Origin of the sequence: Ferruginibacter sp. (assembly GCF_028288465.1) — a bacterium.
GTDB lineage: Bacteria > Bacteroidota > Bacteroidia > Chitinophagales > Chitinophagaceae > Ferruginibacter.
Map to the genome: position 1 here is coordinate 148,574 of NZ_JAQBNR010000068.1, position 11,388 is coordinate 159,961.

At 38.2% G+C, this 11,388-nt stretch carries 9 protein-coding genes; 8 read left to right on the top strand and 1 reads right to left on the bottom strand.

The annotated features are described in order from the left end of the window. Position 1 precedes the first annotated feature (1 nt). From JWR61_RS25670 to JWR61_RS25705, 8 genes are all read left to right on the top strand, one after another. Entirely contained in the window at positions 2-865 is an 864-nt protein-coding gene (locus tag JWR61_RS25670; RefSeq protein ID WP_301930522.1) for a hypothetical protein, read from the top strand. Positions 866-897: 32 nt separating this feature from the next. Further along, positions 898-2,589 carry an HAD family hydrolase gene (locus tag JWR61_RS25675; protein WP_301930523.1) on the top strand — a complete coding sequence of 564 codons (1,692 nt, stop codon included), beginning with the start codon at positions 898-900 and terminating at the stop codon, positions 2,587-2,589. Between the two features lie 3 nt (positions 2,590-2,592). After that, complete coding sequence (locus JWR61_RS25680) at positions 2,593-2,838, top strand: acyl carrier protein (protein ID WP_301930524.1); 246 nt, start codon at positions 2,593-2,595, stop codon at positions 2,836-2,838. A gap of 374 nt (positions 2,839-3,212) precedes the next feature. Next, the gene (locus tag JWR61_RS25685; RefSeq protein WP_367881824.1) at positions 3,213-4,367 is read left to right on the top strand and encodes an MBOAT family protein; all 1,155 of its coding nucleotides are present in this window, start codon (positions 3,213-3,215) and stop codon (positions 4,365-4,367) included. A 27-nt stretch (positions 4,368-4,394) separates the two neighbouring features. Then, positions 4,395-5,366, top strand: coding sequence for a hypothetical protein (locus tag JWR61_RS25690; RefSeq protein ID WP_301930525.1), 972 nt, complete (start codon positions 4,395-4,397; stop codon positions 5,364-5,366). A gap of 96 nt (positions 5,367-5,462) precedes the next feature. Further along, entirely contained in the window at positions 5,463-6,389 is a 927-nt protein-coding gene (locus JWR61_RS25695; RefSeq protein WP_301930526.1) for a GDP-L-fucose synthase, read from the top strand. Positions 6,390-6,484: 95 nt separating this feature from the next. Further along, positions 6,485-7,567 (top strand): GDP-mannose 4,6-dehydratase, encoded by a 1,083-nt coding sequence (gene gmd / locus JWR61_RS25700; protein WP_301930527.1) that lies wholly within the window; start codon positions 6,485-6,487, stop codon positions 7,565-7,567. Between the two features lie 141 nt (positions 7,568-7,708). Next, positions 7,709-8,533 (top strand): glycosyltransferase family 2 protein, encoded by an 825-nt coding sequence (locus JWR61_RS25705; protein ID WP_301930528.1) that lies wholly within the window; start codon positions 7,709-7,711, stop codon positions 8,531-8,533. Between the two features lie 1,022 nt (positions 8,534-9,555). Here JWR61_RS25705 and JWR61_RS25710 read toward each other — a convergent pair. Next, positions 9,556-11,388, bottom strand: a 1,833-nt coding sequence (locus JWR61_RS25710; RefSeq protein WP_301930529.1) for a T9SS type A sorting domain-containing protein, incomplete at its 5' end; no start/stop codon positions are given.

Below are 11,388 nucleotides of genomic sequence, written 5' to 3' on the forward strand. Positions count from 1 at the left end.
GATGGAAAGAATTCTTTTTGGAGACAATCAGTTTTTTGCTGTTAACCATATTTCGGATGATAAATCAAGGGCTCAGTCAATTAAATTTAAAGATGATTCGGCCATCATAAAGGTGCTGGATGATGCAAGGGCAGCTGGCATTAACACTTTCATGTGTACTACACATGATCGCATAGGTGCTATTTGCGACATCATCAGGGCGGATCCGGAAAAATACAAAGATTTTAAAATTTTTCCATGCATGCCTTATGCACACAAATATGCCAATGCGGTTACGGAACTGGGTATAGCCGGAACCCTGAAACAATATGTTCCGGGTAATTTCTTTGGATCGCTGTTTAAGGGCGGAATGGCGTACATAACCAAAGACTTTGAATCAATTATGGAGTTGATGATTGATGCGGAAATGAAAATGTTTAAGGATATACACACCCCGGTGATTTTTTTACAAAACGTTATAACTGATTTGTTGCTGGGATTAAGGGCCACTGATATGCTCGTGGCGTTTCACCATTATATCAGGAAGAAGCACAATGCCGATGCGGGTTTTATAACGATGAATATGCCAAAGTTATTAAAAGCTCTCCAGGAAGGTGGTGTTGAGAATCCTATCATTTGCACGTCAATCAACAAAGTTGGTTTCCGCATGAGCGGAGGAAAAGAGGTTTACGAAGAAACGCTCAAAAATCAAAAAGTAAGGGTGATTGCCATGCAGGTATTGGGAGGTGGTGCCATTCATCCAGGGGAGGCAATTGAATATGTTTGTTCTTTGCCCAATATTGAGTCAATATTATTTGGCGCATCATCAAAACCAAATATTGTCAGCACAGCAAATTATATACATCAATTTGACAGCAAGAAGTAACTATGCAGACATTTAGCGAATTAAAAAGAAATTTGAAAAAAGATTTTAGCGGATTTACTAAAATTAAAATTGCCTTGTTGGGTGATTCTGCCACGCAATTCCTGTCACAGGCAGTTCGGGGTGCAGGTTATGAGGCAGGTTTAAATTTGGATGTGTGGGAGGCGGATTTTAACCAGATTGAAAGGCAGGTATTTGATCCCTCCTCGGAGCTTTATGAATTTAATCCGGAAATTATTATCGTATTTTATTCCTCTCACAAGTTGCTTGGGAAATACAATAAGTTGGACCCGGGGCAGCAAAGCAGTTTTGCCGATAAACATCTTGAGCAGACAGACTCCGTTGTTTCAACTATTAATAATTTACTTAAAACAAAAATTATTTGGTTCAACTACACAGAAATAGACGATTCTGTTTTTGGAAGTTTGGCCAACAGAATTGTTTCATCCTTTCTATACCAGTTAAGAAAACTTAATTATGAGTTAATGTTATATAGTGCCAGACAGGTGAACTTCTATTGCTGTGATTTATCCTCTGTTCAAAACCAATTCGGAAAAACTAATTTTTTCCAACCGTCTGTATACATCAACACTGAAATGGTTTTGAGCATCGATATCTTGCCTGAAGTTGCATACAAAACCGTTTCATTAATAGCATCTATGTATGGGAAAATTAAAAAATGCCTTGTACTGGATTTAGATAATACGCTGTGGGGTGGGGTGATTGGCGATGATGGACTTGAAAACATTCAGATAGGCGGCCTGGGGATTGGTAAAGCTTTCACTGAATTTCAGTATTGGATTAAAAAATTAAAACAGAGAGGGATTATTTTGGCTGTATGCAGCAAAAATACTGAATCAATTGCAAAAGAACCTTTTGAAAAGCACCCTGATATGGTTTTGCGTCTTGAAGACATCGCCGTGTTTATCGCCAACTGGGAAAATAAGGCGGATAATATTCGTCAGATTCAACACATACTCAATATTGGTTTTGATTCAATGGTTTTTTTAGATGATAATCCTTTTGAAAGAAATATTGTAAGGGAAAATGTTCCTGGAATATATGTTCCGGAACTGCCGGAAGATCCTGCCGATTACCTTGAATTTCTTTATCCTTTAAATTTATTTGAAACAATTTCATTTTCAAATGAGGATGCTGAACGTACCAAACTATATCAGGTGGAAGCACAGCGCGCAGTTCTGAAGAAAAACTTTACTAACGAGGATGAATTCTTACGCAGTCTCAATATGCAATCTCTGGTAGAGCCTTTCAACAAGTTTAATACTCCAAGAGTAGCACAATTATCACAACGCTCTAATCAATTCAATTTAAGAACGGTAAGATATACGGAGGCTGACATTGAACTACTTTGGTCAGAAGAAGGGTGTTTTACCTTTACTTTTACCCTGGAAGATAAATTTGGTGACAATGGGATGATTTGTGTAATAATTCTGAAAAAGGAAGACAACGATACACTATTTATAGATACCTGGTTTATGAGTTGCCGGGTTTTAAAAAGAGGTATGGAAAATTTTGTGCTTAATACCATTGCAAATTTTGCAAAAGAGAAAGGGTATACCTATTTGAAAGGGGAATATTTGCCAACCGCCAAAAACGAAATGGTAAAAACACACTATGAAATGCTTGATTTTGAAAAAGCGGGCGACACCTGGCTACTGAATGTAGTTAATTATACAAATAGAAATTGTTACATAAAAACAAAATAAAATATGGACAGGATTGAAATACTGAAAACGCTCAACACGGTTTTTACAGATGCTTTAGACAGTGATGAAGATGTAATATTAACGGAAGGAACAACCGCCGCTGATGTAAATGGATGGGATTCGTTGACGCATATTCAACTGGTGGTTGCAATTGAAAAAAAATTCAAGATCCGGTTTACTTCAAAAGAGATTCAAACATGGAAAAATGTAGGAGAACTTATTACAAGTATTGAAGGTAAAATAAAATAATATTAAGCCCTGATTCATTTAATATTAAAATTGAATGCCTTATTGTTCAGTAAAAATTTTGGAAAAAATTAGCCACAATGATTTTTAATTCAATTGCTTTTATTATATTTTTTGTAATAGTTGCAAGTCTTAATTATATACTGCCCGCAGCCCTGCGATGGATTTGGATTTTGGCCGCAAGCATTTTTTTTTACATGTATGTTGCGCCTTTGTATATACTTGTGCCAATTTTTATTATTGCTGTAACGTACTTCGGAGGGATTCAAATTGAAAAAGCTGCATCTGCTTCAAAAAGGAGGATATTTTATTTAACCTGTATAATTTTAAATGTTGGAACGCTTGTCTTTTTCAAATACACGAATTTTTTTACAAATATGCTGGTTGATTTTGCCAATTATATCCGGCAAAACCTTTTGCATGTGGAGGCTTCTGTTCACAATATTTTTTTGATCAGTATTTTCGCACCTCTGGGAATTTCCTATATTACTTTTCAGGCAATTGGGTATTTAATTGAAATAAAAAGAGGCAATCAGTTAGCAGAAAAAAATATTGGGTACTTTGCTACTTATTTACTGTATTTTCCAAAAGTTATAGCAGGCCCTGTTGAAAGGGCGCACCATTTCCTCCCTCAATTTACCCTCCAAAAGAAACTGGATTTTGCAGGTGTTTCTGCGGGATTGAAACAAATTCTTTGGGGTCTTTTTAAGAAATTAGTGATTGCAGACCGGCTATCCATTTATATAAGTACTGTATTTGACAATACCGCTATGCATTCAGGATATACACTGGCATTGTGTGCTATTTTCTATGTCTTCCAGATGTATGCTGACTTTTCGGGCTATACAGATATGGCATTGGGATTTTCAAAATTACTGGGCTTAGACTTAATGCCGAATTTCAATCGTCCCTTGGCGGCGAAATCTGTTACCGAATTCTGGAGAAAATGGCACATTTCGCTTTCTACCTGGTTCGGAGATTATTTTTATAATCCTATTGCAATTGCAAAAAGGGATTGGGGACAGTGGGCGGTTATTTACGCCTCATTCATCACTTTTATTGTACTTGGATTTTGGCATGGAGCTAACTGGACTTTCATAGTTTTTGGATTTTTACAGGGTGCTATCTTAACGATTGAGTTTCTCACAAAAAAAATCAGAAAAAATCTGCGTAAAAAAATTCCAGGAGCCGTAAATAATACTTTGGGAGTGATTTTCACATTCTGTTATTTTGCGTTTTCCCTGATTTTCTTTAGGGCAAACAGTGTTACTGCCGCACTTGATATAATCAAAGGTATTTGCCACTTCAAGGGAAGTCTTTTTATTCCTGAACAATATATGGTGCTTTATCCCTTGTTTGGTATAGGCATCATGTTGTTTGTTGAGTGGATGGAAAATAGAAGTCATTCTGCCTGGGGTTATTTCAGTCATCAAAATATAATCGTACGGTATTCAGCTTACCTTGCAGTTTCTATCTTAATTCTGTTATTGGGCGTTTTTGATGGCGGCCAATTTATATACTTTCAATTTTAAAACCAATTGCAACCGCACAGTTAATTCATGTTAAAAGAGCTATTCGTCAAGTTGGGAATTTTTCTGATTCTGTTGATAATTTTAGATAAAGGCATCGGATATTTTATTGAAAAAATTTATTTTAGTCAGGACCATGGTTACTATTATCGTACGACTTACGTTTTTGAAAAGGCAACCCCTGACATAATTATCCTTGGGGCTTCAAAAGCATCACACCATTATGTTTCAAAAATGATTACGGACAGTTTGAAACATAGTTGCTTTAATGCTGGAGAAGATGGTTATTTCATACTCTATCAAGAGGCCAGCTTGCGATGCATGCTAAAGAGGAAATACATTCCGAAATTACTTCTGCTTGATTTAAACGATGATGAGTTTGAAAAAAATACCTATAAAACCGAGGATAGACTGTCAATTCTTTTTCCTTACTATCAGCGGCATCCGGAAATCAGGGACATTGTAGAATTAAAGAGCCCTTTTGAGAAATATAAATTGATGTCAACTCTTTATTCATTTAATACAGTGTTACTTCCCGCTTTGTCTGGTTCAATTGACCTTAATAACCGCAAAGAAAGTGAAAAAAAATATGCAGGATATGTGCCTTTAACTGAAAAATGGAATGGTACAATTAAAACAATAGAAAGTCATGGTCAGCTGCTGGATTCAGTCAGAATCAAAGCGTTCGAAGAAATTATAAAGTTAACCCGGGAGAATAATATCAACCTGGTAGTTATTGTTTCTCCCGCCTATAAAGTATATAAAGGTGGATATAATCCAACAACTGAGACATTGCAAAGGATTTCAGAAAAGAATCAAATTCCATTCTGGAATTACATAAATGATACGACCTATTTAAATAATAGAAATTATTTTAAAGATGTGCGGCATATGAATGACGACGGTGCACAAATTTTTACAGCAAATGTTATTACAAGAATAAAGGCATTGAAGGCTTTTCAATACGTGGCGTCAAAACCCGCTCTTCAAGATATTAAATAAATCGTCATTACCTTTGGTATTTTTTGAATGGGTTGCATGGTGTCTTAAAACGAAAGATTTTTTGGAAGGTGATATTAAAAATGTATTAAGTATAATATGGAAAAAGACAGCAAAATTTATATAGCGGGACATCGTGGAATGGTCGGTAGCGCAATATTTAGGAATTTAGCCGCAAAAGGGTACTCAAATATTATAACGAGAACATCAGGTGAATTAGATCTTAGAAATCAACAGGCCGTGAATGATTTCTTTTTTACAGAAAAACCTGCCTATGTATTTCTGGCTGCTGCAAAAGTGGGAGGTATTTATGCCAATAATACTTTTAGAGCGGAGTTTCTTTATGACAATCTGATGATGGAAACCAATGTTATTCACGCTGCCTGGAAAAACGGTGCCAGTAAGTTAATGTTTTTAGGAAGCTCGTGTATTTATCCCAAAATGGCTCCTCAGCCATTAAAGGAAGAATATTTACTCACCGGGTTACTGGAAGAAACAAATGAGCCTTATGCCATTGCAAAAATAGCTGGTATCAAACTTTGTGAAGCTTATCGAAGCCAATATGGCTGCAATTTTATAAGTATAATGCCCACCAACCTTTATGGTATTGGCGATAATTACGATTTAAACAATAGTCATGTATTGCCGGCGCTGATCAGGAAGGTGCATGAAGCCAAGCTTGCCAACAAGCCAGAAGTGGTTGTATGGGGTACCGGCACGCCTAAACGTGAATTTCTTTTTGCGGATGACCTCGCAAACGCTTGCTATTTCCTGATGGAAAACTATGATAAGGAGCAACTTGTAAATGTCGGCACAGGCCATGATCTTAGCATTGCCGAATTAGCTACTTTAGTAAAAAGTACAATTGGATTTCCAGGTAAATTGGTATTTGATACCTCGAAACCTGATGGAACTCCAAGAAAACTAATGGACGTTTCCTTATTACATTCACTTGGCTGGAAACATACAATTGAACTTGAAGAAGGTGTAAGGCTCGCGTACAGGGATTTCCTGAGTAAACAGTAATGTAAATACAAAACTGCCAGGCTGCAAATATGTTTGCGCCCGACTGTTATTTATCATTTCAACTAATAACCCACAGATAACAATTCAAATCAAAAATGAATACAACAACCAACATCTCCGGCAAAACTGCACTGATTACTGGCATTACAGGCCAGGACGGGGCTTACCTGGCCGATCTATTATTGGAAAAAGGGTATATCGTACATGGTATCAAACGGCGTTCTTCGTTAATCAACACTCAAAGAATTGATCATTTATATCAGGATCCGCATGAAAAGAATGTGCGTTTTCAACTACATTATGGCGATATGACTGATAGTTCCAACCTGATCAGAATTATTCAGGAGACCCAGCCTGATGAAATTTATAATCTGGCGGCAATGAGCCACGTAAAAGTAAGTTTTGATGAACCTGAGTATACCGCAAATGCCGATGGAATTGGTACTCTCCGGCTTCTGGAAGCAATTCGCATTTTGAAATTGGAAAACAAGACGAGAATATACCAGGCCAGCACATCTGAACTATATGGATTGGTACAAGCCGTTCCACAAAGTGAATCGACTCCATTCTATCCACGAAGTCCGTATGCAGTTGCAAAGCTTTATGCTTACTGGATTACCGTGAATTACAGGGAGGCTTATAATATGTTTGCCTGTAATGGTATTCTTTTTAATCATGAAAGTCCACTCAGGGGCGAAACTTTTGTTACGAGGAAAATTACAAGGGGGGTCGCGTCAATTGTAAAAGGAAAACAGGACCGGCTATACCTAGGAAACCTCGATGCCCGACGGGATTGGGGACATGCAAAAGACTATGTGGAAGCCATGTGGAGAATTTTGCAACAAGAAGTAGCCGAGGATTACGTAATTGCAACCGGGGTTACCACCACTGTTCGCGACTTTATAAAACTTGCGTTTAATGAAACAGGTATCGAACTGAATTTCACAGGAGATGGAGTGAATGAAGTTGGTGTTGTGAAGACTTGTTCCAATTCATTATACCAATTGCCGGAAGGTAAGATTGTAGTAGCTGTTGATCCTGAGTATTTCAGACCTACTGAAGTTGAACTATTGATAGGAGACCCATCGAAAGCTAAAACTAAATTAGGATGGCAACCTAAGTACGATTTAGCAGGGCTTGTGAAAGAAATGATTACAAGTGATCTGGTCATTATGTAAAAGCTATTTCAATCGGTATTAGATCTTTCAAATGGTGAGCGAAAGGTGTGAGAAGTTGAAAGATATGGAGGGTAATTGAAACTGTAATATTTTGCTCAACTTCAATAATTATAACTAATAATGATCATTTTTTTTTAGTCTATGGAAAATCCTTTCTTTACGGTATTTACACCCGCATATAACTGCGAAAATACAATTCAGCGTGTTTTTTCAAGTGTGGCGAAACAGACTTTCAGGAATTTTGAGTGGATAATTATCAACGATGGATCTAAGGACAACTCTTCAGAAGTTATAAAAAATCTAATTAAAACCGAAGGTCCTCCCGACATTAATATCATTTTTCAGGAATTCGAAAATCGGGGGAAACACAGTGTCTGGAATAGAGGAGTGAAGCTGGGTAGAGGTAAATTTTTTGTACCTGCCGATGCCGACGATGGTTTTTTACCGGAAGCGCTGGAATTCTTTTATAAAAAGATTACTTTGTTTAGCCCTGAACAGCTCGATAAAATCAGTGGTATCAACGTTCAATGTCTAGACAATGATTCCGAAAACATAGTTGGAGACTTATATCCTGAAGACGGATACGTGACAAATAACTTTAAGTTAGAGTATCAATTAAACCTCCAGGGGGAAAAGTGGGGATGTATTAAACTGGATTTGTTGAAAAAGCATCCATTTCCCGAAGTACGTCATTCCAATTACCCTGAAAACTATGTTTGGTTTACACTCAGTAAAAAGTACGATGTCATTTGTTACAATAAGGCTTTACGTAAATATTACACCACAAGTAATGGTATAAGTGACATTCAGCGTGTTAGGGGAAAAAACGAGAGAAAAGTATACATGAAATATTACCCCTGGCTATTGGGCAATTTTGGCGGGAGCATCCTGAGATACGCACCAGGACGGTTTTTTAAACATATCGCCAGGTTAGTTGCTGATACTTTATATGTCTGGTTTAAATAAGTTATTTGTATGGGCAGGTTAATTTTAATTGCTTTAAGAAAAGTTTCAGTGAGTTAAGTAGTCCTAAATAAAATAGATTAACAGGTTTTATATTATTCCCGGTTGCCCAAGGCATCCGGGATTTTTTTTTGCAAATATGCTTTAGCTGGTGTTTTTGTAATGTTAGCTCTCGTTGACAAAGCAATATTGAACACACGAATCTAAATGCGGCAAAATTTAGAAAAATGCTTTTAAAAATCAGTACTCACCGTTTGATGAAAATAATCCGCCTGCCAAGGGTTAGGTGTAGGTCAATATCCTGATGTGCTGGTGCAAGGTTTAGCGCAACAAAAAAAACTGCAGGCAGATTACTGCTCATGGCCACCTTATACCAGTAATGAAACAAATGGAAGACAATATTATTTTGCAGGCAGAATTGCTTTTTGACTTTGTTCACTTTGCGTCCTTAGGGCCATCATTGCAAAATGCTGATCCCGGGTTTGTGTTTGCTTCCATCTAAAATAATTTTGACGGTGAGGTATTAGTCAGCCATCAACGCCTGTAAGATGTGGCTGGCTGTCGGGATACCTTGCATAGAACAACAACGCAAGACAGCATTGCAAAGAAGTGTAATAAATTCAGTTATCGTCGGCATAACATATTGCCTATGACCAGAGGTAAAAAATAGGCTGTTCAAATTCTGACTGCAGCGCTCAAAATTGCAACGGTGACTATGTAAATCAATTAACTGATAACAATATCTTTATTAGTATGACTGACAATGGGACCCTTATGAAAATGCCCCAGCAGAAAGAATGAACAGAATATTAAAAGACAAATTTGAATCGGGGACCGTAATCTCTACAAGACAACAAGCTAATCAATTAGCAGCAGCAGCCGTCGAACTTTAGAACCACCGTAGGCCGTATTTATCGTTAAATATGAAAAAATCAAATAAAGTACACATACAAAAAATCCCGGCTGCCTGAGGCAACCGGGAATAATTTAAAAACCCTCATCCTATTCAACGAGTATTCAATACATTAAAAAGACCGGGTTTTAATTGCTTTTAAAGTTTTGGAAGTCTTACCCTGAATTACCTGGATAAAGTACATTCCTGGTAAATAGTCGTTACCAAAATGGTATTTTTGGTTAGAAGTGCCCTTTCTTTTTAAGAGAACCTTACCATCACTTGAAGTCACTGTTATTTCAACAGGCTCATTTGTTCCACCTTGAACCAACAATCCAAATTCACTTGTAGTAGGATTAGGGAATGTGGTCACCGAGAGGGTAGTGCTTGAAAGTGGCTGGGCTGAAGCTACAGCAGTAGTGCCGACACTTGTGGTACCCGACGCAATTCTGGCTCCTGACTGAGTTGTTGTGTAAGTTGTAGATGCGCTACAACCATTGGCATCAGTTACCGTATAAGTATATGTTCCAGCATTGACATAAAACCAGCCCGTTCCGGTATACGGAGCAGTACCGCCGACAGCATTAACTCCTATCGTAGTAAATCCGCCTGGTGTACTAATAGGTAATGCTTCTGAGAGCGCCACTAATTGAGCGGGTTGGCTTAGTGTTATAATCGTTGTAGACGTCAAACCAACAGCATCATACGTAGTAATATAGTGGGTGCCATTAATCTTTGCAGTCTGGTCCCAGCTGGCTACATGATTTTGATTTGGACTCCAAACTGTAAAGTTATCAATCCCCGATTCAAACTGACCCCCACTGATTAGATTGGCACCAATTAAGGTACCTGTAGCAGTACATTCGAATACTGCAATATTATCAATATAAGTAGTTCCAGAATTTTGATTCACTTCTATTTCAACATGTGCCGCCGAACTATTAGCTGTTGGGGAGAAAATGAATTGATGATCCACTCTTGAGGTTCCGAATGATGCGCTTGGCTCATTGGTTAGAATACTTGTCATATCACCAATATACACCCTCAATAATCCTTGCTCGGTGGTGCCTAATGTAGTAAAGCGTAATACGTAGTATTTGGATGAACTCACTGCTCCCATACCTGAATAAATAGAAGTATAATTATCTACAGCTGAAGGAAAATCTACTTTTAATGAGCCTTTACCAGCATAAAGATTATATGTACCAACAGTGCTAAGAGGAGCTGTTCCTCCTGTACCCGTTACTGTGACAGATGAATAATCTCCAAAACACCGGATGGCTGTAGTTGTAGCGGTGCTTTGGAGCGTTCCATAAGGATTGCTTCCATTGACCACCGTGTTGCCATTGACAACCGTTGGGCTCGGAGAAGAAACGACAGGAGATACAACTGGCGAAACGATAGGCGAAACAATTGGCGAAACTACGGGAGTTGGGCTACTTATTGTAATTGTTGAAGAAACTGAGCACCCTTTGGCGTCATTAACATAGTATGTGTAGGTTCCGGCAACAATACCATAATAAGTTGTTGCGCCTACATATGGTGCGGTTCCGCCAGAAGCAGATACCACAACATCAGTGGTACCACCAGTCGTGGATATCGTACCGGCAGTCACCTGGATTTGCAATGGAGCAGCAGGTTGTGTTACCAGTATGGTCGTGGTGGCCGTATTGCCTGCCGCATCTTTAACCGTATAAGTCTGTGAGCCTGCGGTAGCGGAAAAATTTCCCGTTCCCGTATATGGCGCCGTACCGCCACTAGCACTTACAACTACATTAGCTGTTCCACCATAACAGGCAATAGGTCCGGCAGATGAAGTGGCCGCTAACGGGGTTGCAGTAACAGTTGAAGCGCCATTTTTAATCAGCACTTTAGAAGTATAGGGTTGTAATGTAACCGATCCGTTGTATTGAGTGCCGTCTACTCCAATATAATTCGCATCCAGTGGCACCGTTGCGGCAGATTT

Bases quoted from the DNA above. Each gene is read 5' to 3' on its own strand.
- JWR61_RS25670 (WP_301930522.1), top strand. From the start codon at position 2: ATGGAAAGAATTCTTTTTGGAGACAATCAGTTTTTTGCTGTTAACCAT.
- JWR61_RS25680 (WP_301930524.1), top strand. From the start codon at position 2,593: ATGGACAGGATTGAAATACTGAAAACGCTCAACACGGTTTTTACAGAT.
- JWR61_RS25685 (WP_367881824.1), top strand. From the start codon at position 3,213: ATGCTGGTTGATTTTGCCAATTATATCCGGCAAAACCTTTTGCATGTG.
- JWR61_RS25690 (WP_301930525.1), top strand. From the start codon at position 4,395: ATGTTAAAAGAGCTATTCGTCAAGTTGGGAATTTTTCTGATTCTGTTG.
- JWR61_RS25695 (WP_301930526.1), top strand. From the start codon at position 5,463: ATGGAAAAAGACAGCAAAATTTATATAGCGGGACATCGTGGAATGGTC.
- gmd (WP_301930527.1), top strand. From the start codon at position 6,485: ATGAATACAACAACCAACATCTCCGGCAAAACTGCACTGATTACTGGC.
- JWR61_RS25705 (WP_301930528.1), top strand. From the start codon at position 7,709: ATGGAAAATCCTTTCTTTACGGTATTTACACCCGCATATAACTGCGAA.